The sequence below is a fragment of the Pseudolysinimonas kribbensis genome (assembly GCF_039531715.1).
GTDB lineage: Bacteria > Actinomycetota > Actinomycetes > Actinomycetales > Microbacteriaceae > Pseudolysinimonas > Pseudolysinimonas kribbensis.
In genome coordinates, this window is record NZ_BAAAQO010000002.1 from 891,259 (window position 1) to 915,746 (window position 24,488).

Genomic DNA, 24,488 nt, shown 5'->3' on the forward strand with positions numbered 1-24,488 from the left:
CACTGGGCGTTTTTGGCAACACCGGTAGGGTCGGAACGTGACGGAGATACGGGTGCGGCCCGCCCGCACTCCGGATGTCGTGCAGATCGAGCGCATGATCCAACCGCTCGTCGAGGAGCGCATCCTGCTCGGCAAGGACCGCGTCGTCTTCTACGAGGCCGTCCAGGAGTTCCGGGTCGCGGAAGCACCCGACGGCGAGCTGGTGGGTTGCGGCGCCCTCCACGTCATCTGGGAGGACATCGGCGAGGTGCGCACTCTCGCCGCCGCACCCGCGTGGCGTCATCGCGGCGTCGGCCACGCGCTGCTGGAGCGCATCGAGGACGACGCCCGCGCCCTCGGTCTCGCCCGCCTGTTCTGCCTCACCTTCGAGACGGCGTTCTTCACCGCCCACGGCTACGCCGAGATCGGGGAGGGCATCGTCGCGCCCGACGTCTACGCCGAGCTCGTGCGCTCCCCCGACGAGGGCGTCGCCGAGTTCCTCGACCTGGCCCGCGTCAAGCCGAACACCCTCGGCAACACCCGGATGCTCAAGCAGCTCTAGGAGCGGGCGCCGATCTCGACGATCGCCCGGCCCACGATCTCGCCGCGCGCGAGGGCCGCGTAGGCGTCGGGCGCCTCGTCGAGCGAGACCCGCCGCGTCACCATCGACGACGTGTCGAACCCCCCGCGTTCGGCGATGCCGACGACCTCGGGCAGGTCCTGGCGGGTGCGCCCGCCGTAGGAGCCCACGATCGTGTACCCCCGGCGCACCAGCGGGGTGATCTCGATGGAGGCGGTCGCCTGGCCGTCGGCGATGCCGATCGCGACCATGCGACCGCCGTCGTCGAGCATCCGGCTCGCCTGTTCGAACGTCGCCGGGCGACCCAGCGCCTCGAACGCCACGTCGACGCCCCCGGTGAGGTGGCGGACCTCGGCGACGGCGTCGGTCGTCGACGAGTCGACGGCGTCGGTCGCGCCCAGCCGCAGGGCCTGGGCGAGCTTGTCGGCCGCGATGTCGACGGCGACGATGCGGGAGGCGCCGGCCGCGACGGCCATGCGGATGACGGCCCCGCCGATCCCGCCCGCACCGACGATCGCGACGCGATCGCCCTCGCGCACCCCGCCGGCCCGGAAGACCGCGCCGTAGGAGGTCAGGCCCGCGCAGCCGAGGATGCACGCGCTGGCGAGATCGACGCCGACGGGAGCCGGCGTGAGCGCGGTCACCGGGGTGACGCAGTACTCGGCGAGACCGCCCATCGAGTACATCGCGAGGAAGGAGCCGTCGGGCATCGCGAGCCGGCTGGTGCCGTCGTACAGGGTGCCGCGCAGGCGGTTCTGCGCGAAGAACTCGACGCACATGTCGTCGCGGCCGCGCTCGCACTGCCGGCAGGTTCCGCACGGCATGATGAACCCGCCGACGACCGCGTCGCCGACCTCGAGCGAGGTCGAGGTCCCCTCGCCGAACGCGACGATCGTGCCGCTGATCTCGTGCCCGAGCACCGCGGGGCGCGGAAAGCCGACCTCCCCCTTGATGACGTGCAGGTCGGTGTGACAGACGCCGCACGCCTCCACGCGGATGAGGGCCTCGCCGCGCTGCGGGACCGGCGTCCGCAGCTCCATCACCCGCAGGCCGGCCGCACCCTCCTCGAGCACCGCGGCCCGCATGACGGGCGGCGCTGCTTTCGTATCGTGGAGGTGTCTATCCACGATTGGCTAACGTAGGGCGAGACGCCGGACGCGGTCAAGAGGCCGCACGACGCACTGCGCGTCGGGAGGGGACCGCTCATGAGGATCGACGCGATCGAGACGCTGCGGCGCGGACCGCTCGTGGTGGTGCGGGTGAGCACCGACGACGGCGCCGTCGGCATCGGTCAGACGGCGCCGTACGAGGCGGCGGTGACCGCCCACGTGCTGCACGAACTGGTCGCGCCGTTCTTCCTCGGCCGCGAGGTCTGGGATGCGGAGGCCCTCGTCGACGAGTTCCTGCGGCAGACGTACAAGTTCCCGAGCAGCTTCCTGCTCCGCGGCCTCGGGGGGATCGAGACGGCGCTCTGGGACCTGATGGGCCGCGCGGCAGGCCAGCCCGTCTGGCGGCTCCTCGGTGGCGCGGCCCGCGATTCGGTACCGGTCTACGCCTCCAGCATGGTGCGCGACATCACGCCGGAGGCCGAGGCCGACCGGATCGCCGGCCTCGCCGCGGAGTTCGGCTTCCGGGCCGCGAAGATCCGGGTCGGCGAGGCGATGGGTCGCGACGTCGACGCCGCCCCGCACCGCACGGAGCGCATCATCCCTCGGATGCGGGAGGTCCTCGGCCCGGATTTCCTGCTCAGCGCCGATGCGAACGGCGGATACACGGCCGCCCAGGCCATCCGGGTGGGCCGGATCCTGGAGCAGCACGGCTACTTCCATTTCGAGGAGCCGTGCCCGTTCCCCCAGCTCGACGAGACGGCCGCCGTCGCCGACGCGCTCGACATCCCGGTGTCCGGCGGTGAGCAGGACACCTCCCTGCCGCAGTTCCATCGCATGGTCTCGCGGAGGGCCGTCGACATCGTGCAACCCGACGTCGGCTACATCGGCGGCATCTCGCGCGCACGCAAGGTCGCGGTGCTCGCGGAGGCGGCCGGGATCCCGTGCACACCGCACTGCGCGAACGCCTCGCTCCTGCAGGTCTTCACGCTGCACCTGGCGCTGGCCATGCCCGCGTGCATCCACCCGCAGGAGTGGAGCATCGAGCGCACCCCCTGGACCGAGGGGGTCTTCGGGCCGATGCCCGAGGTCGTCGGGGGCGAGGTCGCGGCGCCGCACGAGCCCGGCTGGGGGATCGAACTCGAGGAGGGCTTCGTCGCCCAGGCGGAACGACGTATTTCGCGTGGATCACAACAAATGGATTGACCTGCTCCGGCCGGTGACCTAGCGTGGCCTGCGTTGCGGAATTTAGTTTCCGTAGCGTGGAAGATGCGAAGGAGCTCCCGTGAGCGATCTGCCCGCGATCGACGTCGATCCCGAACTGAGCGGGGTCGATCCGGTGCCGTGGGCGATCGCACGCCTGGAGCGCGCGATCTCGTCCGCGGGGCGTCCCGTGCCCGCTCTCCGCGTGCGGGCCGGCGGGGTCGCCGCGGGCGACGAGGCCTTCCGGCTCGAGACGGACGACGACGGACTGACCGTGCGCGCCGGCCATGCGCGCGGGGCCGCGTACGGCATCACGGAGCTGGCGGACCGGATCGAGTTCGGGGATGACGGCGCCCTGGTCGCCGCGGACGGAGAGGATGCGGCGCCGGCGGTGCCCGTGCGCGGGGTGCTGCGATCGTTCTCCAGCGACGTCCTCGATCTCGGGTGGTTCCGGGATCGCGCGTTCTGGACCGGCTACCTCGACGAACTCGCCGCCCAGCGGATCAACCGCGTGCAGCTGGCATTCGGGATGCAGTACAACTTCTCGCACGACATCGACGTGCGCGACAACTACCTGTGCTTCGCCTACCCCTTCCTGCTCGAGGTGCCGGGCTGGCAGGTGAGCGTCGCGAACGTCGACGACGCCGACCGCGAGGCGAACCTCGCGGCGCTGCGATTCGCGAGCGACGAGGCCGTTCGGCGCGGCATCGACTTCCAGCTCGGGCTGTGGAATCACGCGGTGCGGCCCGAGCTCGGCGAGAGCCCGGAGCTGCGCTACCCGATCGAGGGGATCGCCGACGAGCAGATCGCCGAGTACTCGGCCGTCGCCCTGCGCCGGCTGCTCGAGGCCTGTCCGGCGATCTCGGGAGTGACCTTCCGGGTGCACTACGAGGGCGGTGTTCCCGAAGCGGGGCACGGGGCGTTCTGGGGGCAGATCATGACGGCCGTCGGCGAGGTCGGCCGGCCGATCGACATCGACATGCACTCCAAGGGGGTCGACGACGAGCTGCTCGCCGCCGCCCGTTCGACGGGCGGGCGGGTGGCGCTCTCGCCCAAGTACTGGGCCGAGCACCAGGGGCTGCCCTACCACCAGGCACGCGTGCGCGATCTCGAGCGCGCGCGGCCGATGAACGACGACGCGCTCTCCGGCGTCACCCAGAACACGCGCCGCTTCACCCGGTACGGCTACGGTGACTTCCTGCGCGGCGATCGCGAGCAGGACGTGGTGTTCCGCGTGTGGCCGGGCACCCAGCGCTTCCTGCTGTGGGCCGATCCGGCGATCTTCGCCGGATACGGCCGCTGGTCGACGATCGGCGGGGCCCGGGGCGTGGAGCTCTGCGAGCAGCTGACGTTCCGCGGGCGCAAGGGCACCGGCGAGGGGCCGCGCGACCTGTACACGGACGCTGAGCTGCACCGGCCGGCGTCGGACGACTGGCAGAAGTACCGCTACGGCTACCGGCTGTGGGGCCGCCTGCTCTTCGACCCGGATGCCGATCCCGAGCAGTGGCGGCGTTACCTCCGTCGCGCGTACGGCGAGGCGGCGACCGCCGTCGAGGAGGCGCTCGGCGCCGCGGGCCGCATCCTGCCCCTGGTGACGGTGGCGTACGGCATGAGCGCCTCGAACAACTTCTACTGGCCCGAGGGATACACGAACCTGCCGATGGTGCACGACGGCGACAAGGGCGCCGGGATGTACGACTTCGACACCCCGGCCCCCTACACCTGGCCCGCGATCAGCCCGTTCGACCCCGAGATGTTCGCGACGACGGACGAGTTCGCCGACGACATCGTGGCCGGGCGCGCCACCGCACGGCGCACCGCGGTCGACAACGCGGCCGACCTGGAGCGGCTCATCGAGCGGGTCGACCGCGCGGTCGCGCAGGCCTCCGCCGCGCCGACGTCGCCGCTCCTGCGCGAGGCGCTGATCGATGCACGCCTGCAGGCGGGACTCGGCCGGATGTTCGCCGAGCGGATCCGCGCCGGTCTCGACGTCTCGCTGCACGAGCGGACGGGCGAGGCCGCGCATCTCGCGCGGGCCGTCGAGGCGCTCCGGCGCTCGCGTCGGGCCCTGGCCGACGTCGTCGACCTCGCGTCGACGGTCTACGTCGACGACCTGGCGTTCGGTGACCGGACGACCGAGCGCGGCGGATGGCGCGATCGCCTCGCGCAACTCGATGCCGAGCTCGCGGAGATCACCGCGCGATCGGGCGCTCTCGGTGCGGGCGATCCGGCGCGCCTGTCGGCGCTCTCCGGCCCGCACACGGCATCGGCGGTGCGGGTCGCCTCCGATGAGACGTACGAGCCGGGCGCGGAGGTCGTCGTCGCGGTGACCGGCGCGGCGCCGTCATCGGTCGTCGAACTGCACCACCGCCCGCTGGACCAGTCGGCCGAGTGGTCGGTCATCACCGTGACCGCCGACGCGGAGGGCACGGCGCGACCGGTCATCCCGGCCGCCGCCACGACGTCGCCGTATCCGCTCTCGTGGTACGTCGTCGCGGACGGGGGCGGTGGCCCGGCCATCCATCCGGGACTCGGGGAGGACCTGTGCGCGCAGCCCTACGTCGTCCTCACCCCGACGCATCACTGATCCCGCATCACCCACCTGCAACGACAAGGAGAGACGAAGATGTTCACCCTGCAGCACTCCGCCGGGGCACGGCCCCGTCGTCGCCGCGGGATCGCCGCGGCCGTGATCGCTCTGGTGGCCGCGTCGGCGCTCGCCGCGTGCTCCACCGCGACGCCCGGCGCCGCCGGAACCGCCAGCGGCGCGCCCGCGAAGGGGCCGAAGGTGAGCGGGTCGCTGACCGTCAGCTTCCTGAGCGGTCAGGCCTACATCGATGACGCCATCAGCTCGTTCAAGGCGCAGAACCCGGGGCTCACCGTGCAGACGACCCAGGCGGTCTCCAACACGTATCAGCCGCAGATCCGCGCGCAGCTCGATGCCAAGCACGCCCCGGATGTCATGTTCGTGTGGGGCGGGTCGGGCAACGCCATGGCGACCAAGATCCTCGCCGAGGCCGGCGAGCTGCAGAGCCTCCAGTCCAGCCCGTGGGTCAAGACGGTCGGTTCGACCGCGAACAGCCTCGTCACCTACAACGACAAGGTCTACGCGCTGAACAGCTTCCAGAACCCGACCGGGGTCGAGTACAACACCGACCTCATGAAGAAGCTCAAGGTGCATGTGCCCACGACCTTCTCCGAGATGCTCGACTTCTGCCAGACGGTCAGCTCGAAGGGCATCGTTCCGATCGCGATCGGCGCGCAGACCGGCTACCTCTCGACGGAGGTGCCGCTCGAGCTCGCCAACACGCTCGTGTACTCGAAGGACCCGAAGTTCGCCCAGCACCTCGCCGACGGCAGCGTGAAGTGGAGCACCTCGAAGCTCTGGAAGAACTCGCTCACGACGGCGCTCAAGCAGTACGTGAAGATGCAGGACGCCAAGTGCTTCCAGGACAACCCCACCGGGTACTCGGATGCAGCGGCCGACCAGCTCGTGGCATCCGGCAAGGCCCTCGGCGTCGACATCATCGGGTCGAACCTGCCGACGCTGAAGCAGGACGCCCCCTCGCTGAACTTCGACATGTACTCGCTGCCCGCCACGGAGAACGCCTCGGACACCGTGCTCACCCTGAACACGGGTGCCGCGTGGGGTGTCGCCGCCTCGACCGACAACAAGAAGGCGGCCGTCGCGTTCGTGAACTACATGGGTCAGCCCGACCAGCTCGCGGCCGCCGCGAAGGCGAACTTCGGGGTGCCGTACACGCCGACCTCGAGCACGAAGATGCAGCCCGAGATGAAGGGCGTCGAGAAGCAGTACCTCTCGAACAAGGTCGCCCTGTGGCAGACCAATTTCTGGCCCGGCTACCAGGTCAAGCAGACCATGATCGCCGAATGCCAGAACCTGCTCGTCGGCAAGCAGACGGTGCAGGGGGTCGTCGACGCGATCCAGAAGTCGCTCGGCGACTCCTGACCCGGCCCGCCCCGGTCCGGCCCGCCGCGGGCCGGCCCGGGGCCTCCATCGGAGACGTCATGACAACAGACATCGCTCGACCCGGTGCCGTCCGTCGCCGCACCCGTCGGCTCGGTGTTCCGTTCTGGTTCGCCGTGCCGGCGCTCGTGTTCTTCGTCGCGCTCGTCGCCTACCCGACCGTGCAGGGCATCGTCTACGCCTTCACGGACTGGAGCGGGCTGGGCAGCGCGATCCACTTCAACGGGATCGACAACTTCGTCGGCCTCTTCTCCGACCCGCAGACGGCCGGCGCGCTCATCAACACGCTCGTCATGGCGGTGACGATCACCATCGCCCAGAACGTCACCGGCCTCGCCCTCGCCCTCGGCGTGAACTCGCGGATCAAGACGCGCAACGTGCTGCGCACGCTGCTGTTCGCGCCGGTCGTGATGACGCCGATCATCGTCGGCTATCTCTGGCAGTTCCTCTACGTGCCCAACGGTCCGGTGGCGTCGATCGCGGCCGCCCTCGGCTGGAGCAACTTCAACGTGCTGGGCGATCCGTCGACCGCGATCTGGGGCGTCGTCTCCGTGGTCGTGTGGCAGTACTCGGGGTACTCCATGGTCATCTTCCTCGCGGGCATGCAGAACATCCCCGAGGAGATCACCGAGGCGGCGGCGCTCGACGGGGCCGGTGCGATCAAACGTTTCGCCTACGTGACCTGGCCGCTGCTGCGCACGCCGACGGCGATCAACCTCACCCTCTCGCTCATCACCTCGCTCAAGCTGTTCGACCAGGTGGTCGCGACCACGCAGGGCGGCCCCGGGTACGCGACGCAGACGCTGTCGACCCTGCTGTACAACGAGGCGTTCCTGTACAACCGCTACGGCTACGGGATCGCCCTCGGCCTCATCGTGTTCGCCCTCATCGCCGTCGTCGCCTTCGCGCAGATGCGGCTGTTCCGTGATCGGAGCCTGCAGTGACCCGCTACCGATGGCGCACGCTGATCGTCGAGATCGTCATGATCGCGGCCGCGCTCGTCTTCGTCTTCCCGCTCTGGATGCTGATCTCGGTCGGCTTCCGCTCATCGCCCGAGGTCGCGACGAACCCGCTCGGCGCGCCGACGAGCCTGTATCTGGACAACTTCGTGCAGGCGTGGCAGACCGGCGGCCTCGGGCCCGCCTTCGTCAACAGCCTCGTCATCACGGTGCTCGCGGTCGCGATCCTCGTCGTCATCGGGTCCGGCGCGAGCTACTACTTCGCTCGTGCGCTCGGCAAGGGCGGCGGCCGCTGGTACGCGTTCGTCGCGGCCGGCATGATGGTGCCCTTCCAGATCGGGGTGCTGCCGCTGTACCGGTTGTTCACCCAGCTCGGGCTGGGCGGCAATCCGCTGTCGGTGATCCTGTTCAACGCGGGGGTGCAACTGCCCCTCACGGTCATCCTGTACACGGGCTTCATGCGCCAGATCCCCGCCGAGTACGAGGAGGCGGCGCGCGTGGACGGCGCGAGCACCTTCCAGATCTTCACCCGCGTCGTCGCCCCGCTGCTGCTGCCGGTCACCGGCACGGTGATCATCCTGGACGGCATCGCGATCTGGAACGAGTTCTTCACCCCGCTGCTGTATCTGGGGGGCACCAACAACGTCACGCTGCCGGTGCAGATCTATGGGTTCGTCGGGGAGTACGGGGCCGACTGGGGCAAGATCTTCGCCGGATTGCTGATGGCCAGCGTGCCGGTGCTGGTGGTGTTCTTCGTGTTCCAGCGGTACATGATCCGGAGTTTCGGCAGCGGCCTGAAAGGCTGAGGATCGGTCGGTCGTCGTCACGAGTCACGGCCGGGAGTGGGAGAATGGCGTGGTCCGGTGTATGACGGACGCGCTCATCGGAAGGGACAGGGACACGTGACCGAAGCCCTTTCGTCCCCGGTCGACGACGCCGCCGTCCAGCGAGTGGGCAGCGTGCAGTCCGTCGAGCGCGCGTTCGAGATCCTCGAGCTGATCGCCGCGGCGGACGGGGAGCTCACGCTGAGCGCGATCGCGGCCTCGAGCGACCTGCCGCTGCCGACCATCCACCGGCTGCTGCGCACGCTCGTCGGGCTCGGCTACGTGAGCCAGAGCCCGAGTCGCAGCTACCTGCTCGCACCGCGTCTGATCCGGCTCGGCGAGACCGCGCACAAGCAGCTCGGCGCGGTCGCCCGCCCGGAGCTCGTCCGGCTCGTCGAGGCGCTCGGCGAATCGGCGAACCTCGCCGTGCTCGACTCCGACACGATCGTGTACGTCGCCCAGGCGCCGTCCCGGCACTCGGTGCGCATGTTCACCGAGGTGGGCCGGCGTGCGCACGCGCATGACACCGGCGTCGGCAAGGCGATCCTGGCCTCCCTGCCCGAGGAGCGGGTGCGGGAGATCATCGACCGCCGCGGGATGCCGGCGGCCACCGACCGCAGCATCGGCACCATGCGCGAGCTGCTGGACGAACTCGCCGTGATCCGCGAGCGCGGCTACGCCATCGACGATGGCGAGCAGGAGGTCGGGGTGCGCTGCTTCGCCACGGTGGTGCCGGGGGCTCCCGTGCCCACCGCGATCTCGGTGTCGGGGCCGGACCGTCGCGTCGACGAGGCATTCGGCGTCCGTGCGGTGCCTCTGCTGATGGCCACGGCCGCGCGACTCGGCGAGGAGTTCCGCGGCTGAGACGCCCGCCAGTTCGCGGCGAGGCTTCCGCCCCGTGCGCCGGGCCGGTCTTACCCTGTGCGCATGTCGTCGATCCGCAACCCCGTGGGTCCCCAGCCGCCGCAGGTGTACTGGCGTCGACGGCTGCTGCTGCTGCTCGGGGTCGTCGCCGTCCTCGTCGTGATCGTGCTGATCGTCGTGCGGCCGGGCGGTGGCTCGCCGAGCTCGGCCGAGACGAAGTCGCCCGGCCCGCACGCCACATCCCCGAACCCCAACCCGACCTTCAGCACCGACGGTCCGGCCGGTTCATGCGATCCGAGCGTCATCACGCTGACGCCCGTCACCGATGCCGCGAGTTACGCGTCGACCACCCAGCCCAAGCTCTCGATGTCGATCACCAACTCGGGTGCGAAGGCGTGCACGCTCGACGTCGGCACCAAGGCGCAGGTGTACACCATCACGAGCGGTGCCGAGACGATCTGGACCTCGACCGACTGCCAGACCGACGCCGTCTCCGACGTGCGCACCCTGCAGCCCGGCAAGTCGCTGACCACGACGCCGTTCGCCTGGGATCGCACGCGGTCGTCGAAGAGCACCTGCTCGGCGACGAACAAGACCCCGGTCATCGCCGGCGGCGCGAGCTACCACCTGCAGGTCAAGGTCGGCAGCGTCACCTCGAGCGCCAGCAAGCAGTTCGTGCTGCAGTAGCCGCCCTGCCCGGCGCTCAGAACGCGGGCACGTCGACGCGGTCGCCGGGCACGGTCTGCGCGAACGCGACGCGGATCGCCTCCCGCAGCACGCCCGCCTCGCCGTCGAGCACACCGGAGAACCCGAGCCGCCGGGCCTCCGCGGCACGCTGGGTCGCCGAGCTCACCGGCCGGATCTCGCCCGCGAGGCTGATCTCGCCGATCGCGGCGAGGGTGGCCGGCAGCGCCTGATCCTTGACGGCGCTCGCGATGGCCAGCGCGATCGCGAGGTCGGCTCCAGGCTCCTGCAGCCGGATGCCGCCCACGGTCGACACGTAGACGTCCGAGCTCGACAGCTTCAGCCCGCACCGCCGCTCGAGCACCGCGAGCAGCATCGCCACGCGCGAGGCGTCGACGCCGTTCACGACGCGTCGCGGCTGCGGCGCCTGCGTGGCGACGATGAGCGCCTGCACCTCGACCGGCAGGGCGCGGCGCCCCTCCATCGCGATGGCGACGCACGTGCCGCTGACGGGAGCGGACGAGCGGGAGAGGAACAGGCCGCTCGGGTCGGGCACCTCGGCGATGCCGTCGCCCGTCATCTCGAAGCAGCCGACCTCGTCGGTCGGGCCGAAGCGGTTCTTCTGCGCGCGGATGAAGCGCAGCGCGGTCTGCCGGTCGCCCTCGAAGTGGCACACGACATCCACGAGGTGCTCGAGCAGCCGCGGGCCGGCGATCGTGCCGTCCTTCGTGACGTGGCCGACGAGCAGCACCGGCAGCCCGCGCTCCTTGGCGACGCGGGTCAGCGTGCCGGCCACCTCGCGCACCTGGGACGGCTGCCCGGGGGCCCCGTCGGACAGCGCCGACGAGACCGTCTGCACCGAGTCGACGATCAGCAGCTCGGGCTGCACGACGTCGACCTGGCCGAGGATGGTGGCGAGGTCGGTCTCGGCCGCGAGATAGAGCTCGTCGGCGCCGTTCTCGCTGCGAAGCGCCCCCGTGCGCTCGGCGCGCAGCCGCACCTGGCTCGCGGACTCCTCGGCGCTCACGTAGAGCACCCGGATGCCGCGGCGGGCCGCCCGCGCCGCGACCTCGAGCAGCAGGGTCGACTTGCCGACGCCCGGCTCGCCGCTCAGCAGGATCGCGGCGCCCGGCACGACGCCGCCGCCGAGCACGCGGTCGAACTCGGCGATCCCGCTCGGCACGTGGGCGCTCGCCTCGGCGCCCCACTGCGCGATCGGGCGGGCGGCGCGGGCCTGCGAGACCGGGGCCGGCGCCATCGCGACGCGCGGGGCATCCCGCTCGATCACGGTGCCCCAGGCCTGGCACTCCGGGCAGCGGCCGTACCATTTGGCGCCCGTCCAGCCGCAGTCGCTGCACGCGTACGCGGCGGTCGGTCGAGCCATGCGGTCAGCCTAGGTCGCCCCTCCGACGGCAGAGGACGGGCCCGCCGCATCGGAGGAGGATGTCCGCGCGGCGGGCCCGGGTGAGGGGGGTTCAGTTGCCGGAGCCCGACCCGCTGCCGCCGCCGGTGCCGCCGCCGAAGCCGCCGCGGAATCCGCCGAATCCGGTCTGGCCCTCGGCGATCGCGGTCGCCGACACATCGCCCGACGCATCCTTCTGCCCGATGACGGTGACGCTGTCGCCGGACTTCAGCTTCGAGACGCTCGAGGTGCTCGTCCGGGTGACCTTCGTCGCAGCGCTCGTGCCGACCTTGACGGTCGAGCCGTCCTGCAGCTTGAGCGTGATGGTGCTGCCCTCGACCGCGGTGATGGTGCCGGCCGTGAAGGCTCCGCCCGCGCCGGGCCGGCCGGCCGGGGCGCCCTGGCCTCCGCCCGCGCCGCCCTGTCCTCCCCCGAAGCCCTCGCCGCCGCGGACCCCTCCCGCGCCCTGGCCGAAGCCGGCTCGCTGCGGGGCGGCGTGGGTGGTGCTCTGGCCGATGAACACTCCGCCGACACCGCCGACGACGAGTGCCGCGACGACCGCGAGCGCGGGTGTCAGATACCTCGTCAGCTTCTTCTTCGGGGCGCTCGGGGCGCTCGGCGCGGCCGGGGCGTCCGGGTCGGGCGCGGGGAGCGCCGCGGGGTCGTGCTCGTCGCCCGGCGTCGCGGGTGTCGTGTCGTCGTTCATGGTGAATCCCTTCGTGATGGGTGTCCGGGTCAGGTGGCGCGCAGGGCCTGGATGGGGCGCATCGCCGCGGCGCGGGCCGCCGGGTAGACGCCGAAGAACACGCCGATCGCGACCGAGACGCCGAGCGCGAGCGGGATCGAGAACCCGAGCACCTCGGGTTGGGTGCCGTTGATCGGGTACTGCGCGCCGACGAGCGCGATGATCACGCCGAGCACGCCGCCGAGGAGCGTGAGCGTCGCCGCCTCGACGAGGAACTGGCCGAGGATGGCCCCGCGGGTCGCGCCGAGCGCCTTCCGGATGCCGATCTCCCGGGTGCGCTCGGTGACGGTCACCAGCATGACGTTGGTCACGCCGATGCCGCCCACCAGCAGCGAGATCGCCGCGACGGCCCCGAGCAGCACGGTGAAGCTCTGCGCGCTCGCCGCGGCCGTCTGCAGCAGCTGCGTCTGGTCGGTGATCGTGTACGGCGCCGGCGTCGCCCCGGATGCCGTGTCGGGGTCGTACCCCAGCAGCTGATCCAGCATGACCTCGGTCTCGCCCTGCGCCGCGGCGACGTCGTCCGCCGACGTCGCCTCCACCGTCATCGTGCTGATCGGGCCGAAGCCGGTGAAGCTGCGCTGCACGCGACTGATGGGAGCGATCACGACCGAGTTGGCATCCTGCGCGCCGGTCGAGGACACCGTCTGCAGCACCCCGACCACGGTGAACGGCGTGCCGCCGACATCGATCGACTGGCCGAGTGCGCTGCCGGTGGGGAACAGTTCCGACGCGAGGGTCGCGCCGATGACCGCGGTCTTCGCCGCGCCGGTCACGTCGGCGTCGGTGAAGGGGGCGCCCGAGCCGATGCGGTTCGTGGTGACCGTGAAGTACTGCGGGGTCGTGCCGATGAGCGAGGTCGAGTCCTCCGACGCGGAGGGGGAGGCGACCGTGAGCGAGGTGTCCACCTGCGGCACGACCGCGTCGACGTGCCCGAGCCGGGAGGCGGCGAGGCGGTCGGCGACCTGCAGCGTGAGCTTCTTCGTCGAGTCGGACGACGCGCCCGATTGCCCGCCGAACCCGAACCCGCTGCCCGCGCGCACCGTGAGCGTGTTCGTGCCGAGTTGCGTGATGAGGTCGCGGATCTGGGTCGAGCTGCCGTTGCCGACCGCGAGCAGCAGGATCACCGCAGCGACGCCGATCATGACCCCGAGCAGCGTGAGCGCCGAGCGCAGCTTGTTCGCGGTGATGCCGCGGAACGCGCTGCGCAGCAGCTCGCCGGGCGTCATCGTGCACTCCCGGCCGGTTCGGCCGCGACCGCGCCCCTGCCGCGGACGTCGCTCACGAGCATCCCGTCGCGGATGTGCACCACCCGCCCGGCCCGGGCGCCGACGGCGTCCTCGTGGGTGATCACGACGATGGTGCGGCCCTCGCCCGAGAGCCGATCGAGGATCTCGAGCACGTCCTCGGTCGAGGCCGAGTCGAGGTTGCCCGTGGGCTCGTCGGCGAGCAGGATCGCGGGGTCGGTCACGAGCGCCCGCGCGATGGCGACGCGCTGCTGCTGGCCTCCGGAGAGCGCGTTCGGCAGGTGACCGGCGCGGTCGGCGAGCCCGACCAGGTCGAGGGCGGCCTCGGCGCGCTGCCGGCGCTCGGCGCGGCGCACCCGGCCGTAGACCATCGGGAGCTCCACGTTGGCCAGCGCCGACATCCGGGGGATCAGGTTGAACGACTGGAACACGAACCCGATCCGGCGTCCCCGCACGCGGGCCAGCGCGCGCTCGTCGAGCGACGCCACGTCATGCCCCTCGAGCACGCAGGTGCCGGAGCTCGCCATGTCGAGGCAGCCGAGCAGGTTCATGAGCGTCGACTTGCCGGAGCCCGACGGCCCCATGATCGCGAGGTACTCGCCCCGGTCGACCGTGAGGTCGATGCCGCGCAGCGCGTGCACGGCGGTGTCGCCGCTGCCGTAGGTCTGCCGGATGCCGTGCAGCTCGAGCACCGGATGCCGCGGTGGGAGGAGCGTCATCCGTTCGCCCCTCCGCGGAAGGAGCCGCCCGTGCCGCCGAAGGCGCCGCCGTTGCCGCCGAAGCCCCCGGTGCCACCGCCGAATCCGCCGCGTGTGCCGGTCCTTCCGGTGATGCCCGTCGTGCCGCCGGTGCCCGTCGTGCTCGGCGTGAGCGTGCCGATCACGACGGTCTGGCCGGCCGTGAGGCCGTGGGTGATCTCCGTGCCCTGATCGCCCACGACCCCCGTGATCACGTCGACCGTCGAGGTGGTGCCGGTCTTCTGATCGACGACTTCGACCGTCGAGGTGCCGTTCGCCGTCGTGATCGCGGCCGCCGGCACGAAGAGGGCGTCGTCCTTGCTCGACGCGATCGTGATCGCGACCTCGGCCGTCTGCCCGAGGCGCACCTTGGCCGGCAGCTTGTCGAGCGTGATCGTCGTCGCATACGTGACGACCGAGTTGGATGCCGTGGCCGTCGGCGAGATCGCCGTCACCTTCGCGGTCGCGGTGATGCCGGTGAGCGCGGGGAAGGTGATCGAGGCGGCCTGGCCGACCGCGACGTCGGCGATGTCGGCCTCCGCGATGTTCGCCGTCACGACGTAGGCCGAGGTGTCGGCGATCGTGACGAACCCGGATCCCGAGCTGCTCGACGAGTTCGAGCCCGAGCCGCCGCCGGACGCCCCGGATCCGCCGCTCGTGCCGCTGCCCGACGAGGCGCTCGACCCGCCCGATGACCCACCGACCTCGCCGTTCACCGCGATCACGAGCCCGCCGATGGGCGCCGTCAGGGTCGCCAGGGCGACCTGCGCCTTCGCCTGCTGATAGGCGTCGGAGGCCTTGGTCACGGCGCCCTTGGCCGCGTTGATGCTCGCCGTGGCATTGCCGCCGCCCTGCCCGGAGCCGGAGGTCGCCTGCTGCTCGGCCGCCGTCAGGTTCTGCTCGGCATGCACGTACTGCGTCCAGCCCTCGCTCTGCGCCGTCTCGAGGTCGCTCGCGTCGATCGTGGCGAGCGTCTGCCCGGCGGTCACCACCTGGCCGACGCTCACGTCGACGGCCGACACCGTGCCCGAGACCTGGAACGAGGCCGCGACCTCACGCGTGGGCGCGATCGACCCGCTCGCCGTGACGGTCTGGCTGACCGACCCCCGCTGCACCGTCGCCGTGAGCCGGGTCGCGGAGGCGCCGGCGGCCGATGCCGACCAGGGATGCCAGAGCCAGAGCCCGCCGCCGGCGAGCGCCAGCACGATGACGCCGACCAGGATGCCGTTGACCAGAGCGCGACGCGTGGGCTTCACGCTGAGGACGATGGCCACGCTTCATATGCGCACCATTGAGCGGACCTATGAACGAACCGAGAGCCCGGTCACGCGCGGTGACCGGGCTCTCGGATCGGCAGGGCGCCGGTGCCTCAGGGCAGGTAGTACGTCGGGTTCGGCAGCTTCACGTCGAACAGCGCATGGCCGCCGATGAGGTCGCTGTACTGGTCGCCGAGGTTCGCGACGATCCGGTACTTGCCGCCCGCCTTCGTCTCGAGGTAGGCGCGGGTGCCCGACTTGTACTCGATGGTCGTGCAGGTCGCGCCGGCCGCGCAGTCCAGATACGCCGGCTTCTGGCCCGCGGCGAACTTCACGAAGTAGTTCGCATCGGTGAAGCCGATGTAGCCGACCTTGGTCACGTTCTCGATCGAGGCGGCCTTCTGGGCGGCGCTGCGTCCGGTGATGCCGATGGGCTGGCATCCGGCCTTCAGGATCGCCTTCTCGAACGCCACCATGCCGGGCGTCGCGGGGAAGACCTCGTTCAGCACGTCCTGGTTGTTCTGCGCCGGGTCGAAGTGGAAGTGCATCGTGCCCACCTCGCGGTCGTAGGTCCACAGCATGGTGTCGTCGGTGTCGAAGATCACCGCCGGCTTCTGGTGCAGCCGCTTGCCGACGTAGCACGCGGCCGCGATCTTGGGCAGCTGCTGCCACTCGATGCGCGTCATCTCGCGGATGTAGGGCGAGTCGGTCTTGTTCGCGATACCGGTGCCGGGGTCGCCGTAGTAGGTGGCGATGGTCTTCTTGACGACGTCGATGTTCGGGATGCCCTCCCCGCCCTGCGTCGCCCCGCTCGATCCGTCGGCGGCCATCGTGAAGCGCGTGCGCGGCTGGAGGCTGCGCTCGTCGACTCCGGACTGCTGGATCGACGCGAGGTCGGGCGACGGCAGATAGTAGGTGGGGTTCGGCAGCTTCTGCGCGTTGTCGGAGTAGCCGCCCTGCAGGTCGGACCACTGGTCGCCCACGTTGAGGGCGATGTCGTAGTGCAGGTCGTTCTCGATGTGCTTGCGCGTGTTCGCCTTGTACTCGACGGTCGTACAGCCGGCGGTCGCGCAGGTCACGTAGCTCGGCTGCTCACCGGTCGCCCATTTCGTGAAGTAGTTATCGGCGGTGAAGCCGGTGTAGCCGACCTTGGTCACGTTCTCGATGGAGGCGGGCTTCTGCGCGGCGCTGCGGCCGGTGATCCCGAACACCGCGAAGCCGGCCTGCTGCGCCGCCTTCTCGAACCCGACCATCGCCGGGGTCGCCGGGAACACCTCGCCCAGCACGTCGGTGTTGTTGGCGGCCGGGTCGAAGACGAAGTGCATCTCGCCGACCTCCTGGTCGTAGGTCCACAGCATCGTGTCGTCGGTGTCGAACACGATGGCGGGCTTCTGATCCGGGTGGTGCGCGACCGAGCTCGCGTAGAGGCGCGGCAACTCCGCGGTCATCTTCGCGACGATGCCGTTCATCTCCGAGATATAGGGAGACGACGTCTTGTTGGCGATGCCGGTGCCGGGGTCGCCGTAGTAGGTGGCGATGGTCTTCTTGACGATGTCGATGTTCGGGATGCCCTCCCCGCCCTGCGTCGCCCCGCTCGATCCGTCGGCGGCCATCGTGAACTGGGTGCGCGGCGTCAGGGCCGCATCGTGGTTCGAATGCCCGTGATCGCCGGGGCCTCCGTGGCCACCCGGCCAGGCGTTCGCCGAGACGGCCCCGGCGAGGATCCCGCCGGCGGCGAGCGCGACGGTGGCGACGCCCACGAGGGCGGCGCGGAGCGGACGGTTCGACATTGATCCTCCAGCGCTGAGGCATGGTCACGTCCCCCGAATGGGGGCCGTCTCGAACCTATGTCGGGACTGTGAAGACCACCACCCCCTGTTGGGTAAACTCTCTCCCGGTACCGTGTCCGAGCGGCCGAAGGAGCATGTCTCGAAAACATGTGACGGTTCACCCCGTCCGTGGGTTCAAATCCCACCGGTACCGCCATGAAAAACCCCTGCTGAGCAGGGGTTTTTCTGCTCCAGGCGCACTTGTTATCCGGTGCCGACCCTGACAAGTCTCACTCTGAGGCTCACATCGTCGCTTTGCGCATGAGGCGATCGCGGAGGCGGTGACGACGGAATGGCGGCTGAGTCATGCGCTGCGTGCCGCAGACGACACATCTGCTTCGTCTGGACGTTGAGCCGCCGGACTACCTTCCAGATTGGCGGAGGGTCTGGGCTTGCCACGGCAGGGTGAGCCGCCCCAGCTGAGCCAGATCCACCTGCCCGTCGGCTGGTTGGATACGATCCCGAACGTGCCACTCTCCGGGCCAGTAACGGCCGTGATCATCGACAAGCTGTCCGAAGCCGGTCACAGCGAGGTCGGGCAGAAGCTTCGCGAAGCAGATCTTGCTAAGCATGACCCCGGCAACGTCGACGGTTTGAACAGGGTGAACCGGGTGACGCGGACCCTCGACACGGCGCTCCTCAAGGATCCGCTTGGCGAGGAGAAGGTTCTCAAGCTGATCGACCTCATGATCGAGCCCGACTCCTGGCCCTCCAGGGATCAGGGGTGGCTGGCGCGGCTTGACAAAGCGCTTCAAGCGGACGGCTATTCGATCGCCGAGACGAGGGCGCCTGCCAAGAGCAACATTTGGCCCCCACAGCCGGACATTGAGGTCGTCACACTTCGCGAAGTGGTGCTGCGGGGCGACGGCGGCGCACCCTTCGCCGAACGGACCAGCGAGCTCCGAGCTCGCCTGTTGCAACTCGGGTTCTCAACCGCGGAGCATCACCTCGGCGAGGCAAGCACCCACCTGCGGAACTCGAAATGGACCTCCGCGAACAGCCAGATCCGACCCGCGCTGGAAGCGTTGCTGTTGGAGATCGCGTCCAGAGACGGGCTAACCATTCCGAACCCACCGGGAGGCGGAAGTGCGATCGCCGCGTTCGCGAACGCGGATCTCATCGATGCGAACGGCCGCAAGTTCCTCGACGGGGTCTGGTCGCAGCTGCACTCAAAAGGCAGCCACCCCGGGGCGGGCGGGGAGTCGGACACCAAGAACCGCATGCACCTGTTGACCGGGACTCTCGGCTGGGTACTCGACAGCCTCACGCCCTGAGCTGCATAGACGTCTACCGCAGTCGCGTCGTGTTGGGATGGTTTGGCGCGAGCTTTGCTGGTTGCGTGAGTGACGCTTCCAGGAGTGTGCGGTGGACGCCCCGGGAATCTAAGTCCTTCGTAGACGAGCGGCTTGAGGTTAAGGACGCCCTGGCCCGCCTGCCGACGTTCCTGTCCCCGCACGAAGTTTCTCGATAGTTTTGCGGTACCCTTCACAGTGAAGGCTTCCGCAAAACATTCGGGAAATCATGACAGATCTCGTCGACACGCTGATCGCTCAAATCGCTAACCGCACCACCAGCGCTGACGAACTCGAGGCGCGTCACGTCGAGTTCAAGACGGACGGGCGGTCGCTCCCCGCCGATCTCGTCAATCTGGCCGATGCCGCGGCTTGCTTGGCCAATGCCGCCGGCGGAGTGATCGTCGTGGGCGTCTCTGACTCGATTACCGGGCCAGAGGCCATCCAGGGAACGAGGCTCGATCCTGAACGAACTCGCGTTCGGATCCACGAACTGACTCAGCCCCCACTGCTGGTCGAGATCGTGGACCGGCAGACGGAGCACGGACGGGTGGTGGTCATCGACGTCCCTGAGAGCACCCAGGTGCACAGCGCCAACGGGAAAATACCTACCGAGCGCATCGGGACGAGCTGCATGCCTATGACGACGGATCGGATCACTGTCGTTACATCACAGAAGACAGGCAGGGACTGGAGTCTCGCGAGCAGCCACGCAGGTATGGATGCGCTGGACCCGTTTGCGATGCAGGTCGCACGAGATCTCCTCGCGCGTTCTAGCGATCTGTCGAAGCGGAGGTGGGCGGAACTGCCTGATGTAGAACTCTTGCGCGCCGCTGGTGTGGTGCTCGACGATCAGACGCTCACCAACGCTGGGGCGCTGATGTTCAGCCGCCTGTATGCCGACAAGACGCTCATCTCATACACGCATCGGCGCACCCCGGCCGGCCAGCTAACGGCGAACGAGCAGATCCCAGGACCGCTCGTCGTGGCAGTCCAGCGCGTGTTCGACCTCATCGATGCTCGCCTGGAGACAACTCCAGTGTCGATCGGCAAAGGTCAGCAGCTACACATCGCCGATCTTCCGGAGCCCGCAGTCCGCGAGGCCGTAGTTAACGGCATGATGCACCGCGAGTACTTCAGCCTGGAGCGGACCTCCGTCGAGCACACGGTCACCCAGCTCAGGGTCAGTTCACCGGGTGGATTCGTCCCCGGGGTCAACGTAAACAACGTCCTCACCACGTCATCTCGCACTCGCAACTCGAATCTTGCCAATGCGATGCGATCACTCGGGCTAGCCGAGACTGCCGGATCCGGAGTCGACCGGATGTACGCAGAGATGGCTCGAGTCGGCCACCAGCCCCCGCGCTATACCGCGGATCCGACCCAAGTCGAGGTCACTCTGTTGGGCGGCGCGCCCAACACGGCTCTCGCCCGATATGTATCAACGCTGCCGCGCGAAGAGGCCGCGGACGCAGACACCATGCTGATCCTCCTGACGCTGCTGACCAACAAGACTGTCAAGGCAGAAGAGCTGACCCGCCTTCTGCAGAAGGCGTCCGCGGAGGAAGCGCAATCCGTTCTGGCGCGACTGAGCAACGACGAAGTTCGACTCCTCGAGCCCACGCGCGAGACCGCGCGACGTGCACAACCTCGCTATCGGCTGCGGGAGGAGGCCTTGGCCGCGCTCGGACCGGCGGTGACGTACAGACGCCGGACGACGGACCAGCTCGACCGGAAGATCATCGACCTCGTGCACGAGACCACAACGATCAATGCTCGGATGGTGCGGATTCTCCTGGACCTCGACACGGTGGGGGCATCGCGAGTGCTTGCAGACCTGGTCGATCGCGGGATTCTCGTCAAGACCTCTGAGGCCACACGAGGTCCCAGCGTGACCTACGGACGAGGCCGATCTTTCCCGCACCGGCAACGGCCTCCCGCACACAACCGGGAGGCCGCCGATGAGACCGATCCCACTCAGGTCACTCTCGATGGGGCCTAGTCACAGCGCCGAAATGCCCAGCCTCGGGAGAACGTGACAACAACGTGGCAACCAATGAGCAACGCCGTACTGATCGAGCAGTGCCTGACTGAGGGCGAAAAACGACGGAATCGCGAACTCGGACGGCCGGTTTGGGATGGACGAATTCAAATCCCGCCGGTACCGCCACGCAAGAGCCCCGGAGTCGTTGAGATTCCGGGGCTCTCGCCGTCTCACGACTCCGCTGAGTCAGTCCGCGAACACCGCGCAGCACCGCGGCCGATGGCGATCTCAGGCGACCAGGGTCCCTCCGTCCACGACGGCGATGGTGCCGGTGACGTAGTCCTGGTCCATCAGCGCGACGTACGCCTTCGCGGCGTCGTCGGGCGCCGCGACTCGGCCGAGCGGCAGGGACGCGGCGGTGCTCTCGTACATCGTCTCGCGATCCGCGTCGCTCATCGCCGACCACAGCGGCGAGCGGAGCACGCCCGGTGCGACCGCGTTCACTCGCAGCGGGGCGAGCTCGACGGCGAGGGACCGGACCACCGCGTTCATCGCGCCGCACGCGGCGGAGCCGAGCGCCCATCCCGGGCCCCCCTTGAACGCGGCCGTACCGCTGGTGAGCGTGACCGAGCCGCCGGCGCGCAGGTGCGGCACGGCGAGCCGCACGGCGTCGAGGGCGTGGAAGAGGCGGAGGCCGAAGAACTCGGCCGCGTTCTGCGCCGTGATCTCGTCGAGGGTCCGGCCCACGAGGTTCTCGGCCGCGGTGTAGGCGAAGTGGTCGAACTCGCCGACGCCATCGAGGAAGGCGGCGACCTCCTCGGCGGACGTCGCATCGACGGCGCGGCCGATGACGCCGGCGGGGAGCTCGCCGAGGGCGCGCTCGATCGATGCGGGGTTGCGCGAGGCGATCGTGACCTGTGCACCCGCGAGGGCGGCGCGGCGGGCGACCGCGAGACCGATTCCGCTGGTGCCGCCGAGGAGGACGACGCGGGAGGAGCTGTCGAGTGTCATGGCCTCAGGTTCGGGCCGCGACCGCCTCGTCGTCCAAGACCTCCTCGGTCGTCAATGATGCCCGGAGGGTATGGGCGAGCGCAACGGCGGCACGCAGCGCCGGGGAGCGGCGATGCGCCATCCACGCGACGGCCACCTCGCTCGGGCCGATCCCGGCGACGGGCCGGGATACGACATCCGGCCGCCGGTAGAAACCCGCTGTGGACGCAGGCAGCACCGCGACGCCCTGGCCGGCGGCGACGCGCTCGAGCTTGACCTCGACCTCCCGCGGATGTCCGCTCACCCGCCCCGCGGAGCGGCCCGCCCGCCGTCGCGCGTCCCGCCACTCGGGCATGGCGTCGGGGGCCTGAAGCAGGTCCCATTCGGCGAGGTCGTCAACCGTCAGCTCGCGACGGGCGGCGAGCGGATGCGAGGCCGCGAGCATCGCCAGGCGCCGTTCGCGGAACAGGGGCTCGACCGACATCCCGGGCGCGCTCACCGGTAGGCGCACGAGCCCGAGATCGACGCGGCCGTCGAGGATCGTCTCGACCTGGTCGTCCCAGCCGGTGCGAACGAGGTCGACCTCGAGGCCGGGAACCTCCGCGCGCAGCCCCTGCACGATCGGCGTCACGATGAGGCCGGGCATGAACCCGATCGAGAGCCGCTCGACGCCGCGTGCCGCGTGCCGCGCGTGTCGCTGCAGCGCCGATGCCGACTGCAGCAGGGCGCGCGCATCCGGAAGCAGAGCGCGCCCCTCGTCGGTGAGGGCCGTGCCGCGGGTCGAACGGGCGAAGAGGATGACGCCGAGCTCCTTCTCGAGGAGCGCGATCTGTCGGCTCAGCACCGGCTGAGCCACGTGCACGCGCTCGGCGGCGCGGCTGTAGCCGAGCTCCTCGGCGACCGCCACGAAGTACTCCAGGCGTCGGAGGCTGAGGTCGATCACGCTGTCATGCTATTCCCAGCGGGTATCAGTCATCCGTCCGTCGCCCGCGCCGAAATCCCACCTTCATTGCTCTAATGGGACCATGCAGGCGCAGGCAGCACGCACATCGCGGGTCAGTCTCGGAGCGGTCTTCGTACTCGTCTCGGTGGGGCTCTGGACCTTCACCTGCGCCTGGATGCGCGTTCCCGACTACCTGTTCCACGCGGAGGGTCAGCTCTACGCGCTGTTTCCGCTCGCCCTCCTCACCGAAGCAGTCGTGATCGTCCTCTCGGTCATCGGTGCGGTCGTCGCGATCGTCGACGTCGCGCGGCGCCGCATCCGGGCCCTCAAGGCCGCGCTGATCTTCGCCGGTGTGGCGTTCATGCTGACGCTCGGGCCGATCTTTCTCTGGTTCGGCACCATCCCGATCGGAGCCCACCTCTTCGGCTAGCACATGAGCGTTCCCGGCATGAGCGTCATCTCATGTGCTTGAGGCAAGCAACGATGCGGGCTTAACCTGCGATCGCCCCTCCTTCGGGGGTCATGTGCATCGTTGTACGGGCCGGGGCGGGGCTTCACTGGGGAGGCAGTAGATGGGAATCCACGATGCTCGCGACGCGAGCGATCAGGGTCGGGGTGCGCAGGTCACGCGACGGGCACTGCTCGGCGCGGGAGCGGCCGCGGCAGCGGGCTTGACGTTCGGTCTCGGGGCGCCGGCGTTCGCCGATGCCAGACCGGCCGCGGCGCCGGGCGGTCCCGGCACGCCTATCACCGAGTCGCCCTTCGGGCCCGTCGTGGTGGCCGGTCAGAACGGCCGGACGTCGTACGCCCGCGCCGTGCAGCTGAGCGCCCGGCAGCCCGGGCGGTCGCGGACGCTGCTCGCGACGTACCAGGGCGCCGGAGGAGCGGGGTTCCCGCTGTACCGCAGCGAGGACGAGGGCCGGACGTGGGCGCTGCAGAGCACCATCCCGGTCAACGGCTTCGCGCTGCAGCCGTTCCTCTACGAACTGCCGCGGGCGTTCGCCGGTCTGCCGAAGGGGGCGCTGCTGTTCTCGTGCAACACCTTCGCCAACTTCTCGAGCACCAACATCCAGCTGTATGCGAGCACGGATGAGGGGATGACCTGGCAGTTCCTGAGCACGGTGGCGCAGGGCGGCCCGCCCGACACGACGAACGGCGCGACGCCGGTGTGGGAGCCGTTCCTGCTGCTGCACCAGGACAACCTCGTCTGCTACTACTCCGATCAGCGCGACCCGGACTTCGGGCAGAAGCTCGCGCACCAGACGAGCAGAGATCTGCGCACCTGGGGTCCGGTGGTGAACGACGCGACCGGTACAACGTACGCGAACCGCCCCGGCATGACGACGATCGCGCAGATCCGGGGCGACCTGTGGATCATGACCTACGAGTACGGCGTCCCCGACGATCCGGAGAACCCGCAGCGCGACGACTACTCGTACCCGATCCACTACCGGCTCGCGCGCGATCCGGAGTCGTTCCGGTTCTCGCAGGACATGGCGCTGGTGCCGTCGACGGGTGCCGTGCCGAACGGGGCGCCCGTCGTCTCGTGGTCGCCCTCCGGTGGCAAGAACGGCACGATCATCGTCACCGACAACGACGATCAGGATTTCATGATCAACCGGGCGCTCGGCGATCCGGGAGCGTGGACGCGCTTCTCGTCGCCGATGCCCGCCGGCTACAGCCGGTACACGATCCCGCTGGTCGGTCCCGGTCGTCCGCCGGAGCCCGGTCTGGTGTTCGTCATCACCGGCGCACAGTACGGGAAGTCCGGGCCCGTGGAGGCGGGGATCATCTCGCTGGGGGCGTAAGGCCATCGCGGCATGGGTCGCGCGGAAATCCACCGCGCGACCCATGATCCCGCGGCGAGAAATCGTCGTCA

21 protein-coding genes and 1 tRNA gene are annotated in these 24,488 nt (G+C 69.8%); 13 read left to right on the forward strand and 9 right to left on the reverse strand.

From position 1 onward, the window contains the following. Positions 1-37: 37 nt before the first annotated feature. The gene (locus tag ABD285_RS05070) at positions 38-541 is read left to right on the forward strand and encodes an amino-acid N-acetyltransferase (protein ID WP_284254187.1); all 504 of its coding nucleotides are present in this window, start codon (positions 38-40) and stop codon (positions 539-541) included. On the opposite strand, the gene ABD285_RS05075 is transcribed toward ABD285_RS05070, so the two are convergent. Then, entirely contained in the window at positions 538-1,644 is a 1,107-nt protein-coding gene (locus ABD285_RS05075) for a zinc-binding dehydrogenase (protein WP_344200795.1), read from the reverse strand. The genes ABD285_RS05070 and ABD285_RS05075 overlap by 4 nt on opposite strands. Before the next feature lie 120 nt (positions 1,645-1,764). Here ABD285_RS05075 and ABD285_RS05080 point away from each other — a divergent pair, with 120 nt between their 5' ends. From ABD285_RS05080 to ABD285_RS05110, 7 genes are all read left to right on the forward strand, one after another. Beyond that, entirely contained in the window at positions 1,765-2,871 is a 1,107-nt protein-coding gene (locus tag ABD285_RS05080) for a mandelate racemase/muconate lactonizing enzyme family protein (RefSeq protein ID WP_344200798.1), read from the forward strand. 79 nt (positions 2,872-2,950) lie between these two features. Further along, complete coding sequence (locus ABD285_RS05085; RefSeq protein ID WP_284254191.1) at positions 2,951-5,455, forward strand: serine/threonine-protein kinase; 2,505 nt, start codon at positions 2,951-2,953, stop codon at positions 5,453-5,455. A gap of 39 nt (positions 5,456-5,494) precedes the next feature. After that, on the forward strand, positions 5,495-6,838 hold the full coding sequence (locus tag ABD285_RS05090) for an ABC transporter substrate-binding protein (RefSeq protein ID WP_284254192.1): 1,344 nt from the start codon (positions 5,495-5,497) through the stop codon (positions 6,836-6,838). A 59-nt stretch (positions 6,839-6,897) separates the two neighbouring features. Beyond that, a complete protein-coding gene (locus ABD285_RS05095) occupies positions 6,898-7,800 on the forward strand; it encodes a carbohydrate ABC transporter permease (RefSeq protein ID WP_284254193.1) in 903 nt (300 codons plus the stop codon). Beyond that, entirely contained in the window at positions 7,797-8,621 is an 825-nt protein-coding gene (locus ABD285_RS05100; protein ID WP_344200803.1) for a carbohydrate ABC transporter permease, read from the forward strand. The genes ABD285_RS05095 and ABD285_RS05100 overlap by 4 nt, the downstream gene beginning before the upstream one ends. Before the next feature lie 96 nt (positions 8,622-8,717). After that, a complete protein-coding gene (locus tag ABD285_RS05105) occupies positions 8,718-9,503 on the forward strand; it encodes an IclR family transcriptional regulator (protein WP_284254195.1) in 786 nt (261 codons plus the stop codon). 63 nt (positions 9,504-9,566) lie between these two features. After that, positions 9,567-10,190, forward strand: a complete 624-nt coding sequence (locus tag ABD285_RS05110) for a hypothetical protein (RefSeq protein WP_284254196.1) — start codon at positions 9,567-9,569, stop codon at positions 10,188-10,190. Positions 10,191-10,206: 16 nt separating this feature from the next. Here ABD285_RS05110 and radA read toward each other — a convergent pair whose 3' ends face one another. The 6 genes from radA to ABD285_RS05140 form a co-directional block, all read right to left on the reverse strand. Next, positions 10,207-11,571 (reverse strand): DNA repair protein RadA, encoded by a 1,365-nt coding sequence (radA, locus tag ABD285_RS05115; RefSeq protein ID WP_344200807.1) that lies wholly within the window; start codon positions 11,569-11,571, stop codon positions 10,207-10,209. Between the two features lie 91 nt (positions 11,572-11,662). Then, positions 11,663-12,295, reverse strand: a complete 633-nt coding sequence (locus ABD285_RS05120) for a DUF5666 domain-containing protein (RefSeq protein ID WP_284254197.1) — start codon at positions 12,293-12,295, stop codon at positions 11,663-11,665. Between the two features lie 29 nt (positions 12,296-12,324). Next, complete coding sequence (locus ABD285_RS05125; RefSeq protein ID WP_344200811.1) at positions 12,325-13,560, reverse strand: ABC transporter permease; 1,236 nt, start codon at positions 13,558-13,560, stop codon at positions 12,325-12,327. Further along, complete coding sequence (locus ABD285_RS05130; RefSeq protein ID WP_284254200.1) at positions 13,557-14,297, reverse strand: ABC transporter ATP-binding protein; 741 nt, start codon at positions 14,295-14,297, stop codon at positions 13,557-13,559. The genes ABD285_RS05125 and ABD285_RS05130 overlap by 4 nt, the downstream gene beginning before the upstream one ends. After that, positions 14,294-15,589 carry an efflux RND transporter periplasmic adaptor subunit gene (locus tag ABD285_RS05135; RefSeq protein ID WP_284254201.1) on the reverse strand — a complete coding sequence of 432 codons (1,296 nt, stop codon included), beginning with the start codon at positions 15,587-15,589 and terminating at the stop codon, positions 14,294-14,296. The genes ABD285_RS05130 and ABD285_RS05135 overlap by 4 nt, the downstream gene beginning before the upstream one ends. Positions 15,590-15,684: 95 nt before the next feature. Then, complete coding sequence (locus tag ABD285_RS05140; RefSeq protein WP_284254202.1) at positions 15,685-17,361, reverse strand: HAD family acid phosphatase; 1,677 nt, start codon at positions 17,359-17,361, stop codon at positions 15,685-15,687. 106 nt (positions 17,362-17,467) lie between these two features. Here ABD285_RS05140 and ABD285_RS05145 point away from each other — a divergent pair. From ABD285_RS05145 to ABD285_RS05155, 3 genes are all read left to right on the forward strand, one after another. Then, positions 17,468-17,557: transfer RNA gene (locus tag ABD285_RS05145), tRNA-Ser, on the forward strand. 337 nt (positions 17,558-17,894) lie between these two features. Beyond that, positions 17,895-18,674, forward strand: a complete 780-nt coding sequence (locus tag ABD285_RS05150; RefSeq protein WP_284254203.1) for a hypothetical protein — start codon at positions 17,895-17,897, stop codon at positions 18,672-18,674. A 247-nt stretch (positions 18,675-18,921) separates the two neighbouring features. After that, positions 18,922-20,694 (forward strand): ATP-binding protein, encoded by a 1,773-nt coding sequence (locus tag ABD285_RS05155; protein ID WP_284254205.1) that lies wholly within the window; start codon positions 18,922-18,924, stop codon positions 20,692-20,694. Between the two features lie 270 nt (positions 20,695-20,964). Here the strand turns inward: ABD285_RS05155 and ABD285_RS05160 are convergent, their stop codons facing one another. Next, positions 20,965-21,687 carry an SDR family oxidoreductase gene (locus ABD285_RS05160; RefSeq protein WP_344200818.1) on the reverse strand — a complete coding sequence of 241 codons (723 nt, stop codon included), beginning with the start codon at positions 21,685-21,687 and terminating at the stop codon, positions 20,965-20,967. Between the two features lie 4 nt (positions 21,688-21,691). Continuing rightward, the gene (locus ABD285_RS05165; protein WP_284254208.1) at positions 21,692-22,609 is read right to left on the reverse strand and encodes a LysR family transcriptional regulator; all 918 of its coding nucleotides are present in this window, start codon (positions 22,607-22,609) and stop codon (positions 21,692-21,694) included. Positions 22,610-22,691: 82 nt separating this feature from the next. Between ABD285_RS05165 and ABD285_RS05170 the strand changes: the two genes are divergently transcribed. After that, complete coding sequence (locus tag ABD285_RS05170) at positions 22,692-23,039, forward strand: hypothetical protein (RefSeq protein WP_284254209.1); 348 nt, start codon at positions 22,692-22,694, stop codon at positions 23,037-23,039. 142 nt (positions 23,040-23,181) lie between these two features. Then, positions 23,182-24,417 (forward strand): sialidase family protein, encoded by a 1,236-nt coding sequence (locus tag ABD285_RS05175; RefSeq protein WP_344200821.1) that lies wholly within the window; start codon positions 23,182-23,184, stop codon positions 24,415-24,417. Positions 24,418-24,488: the final 71 nt, after the last annotated feature.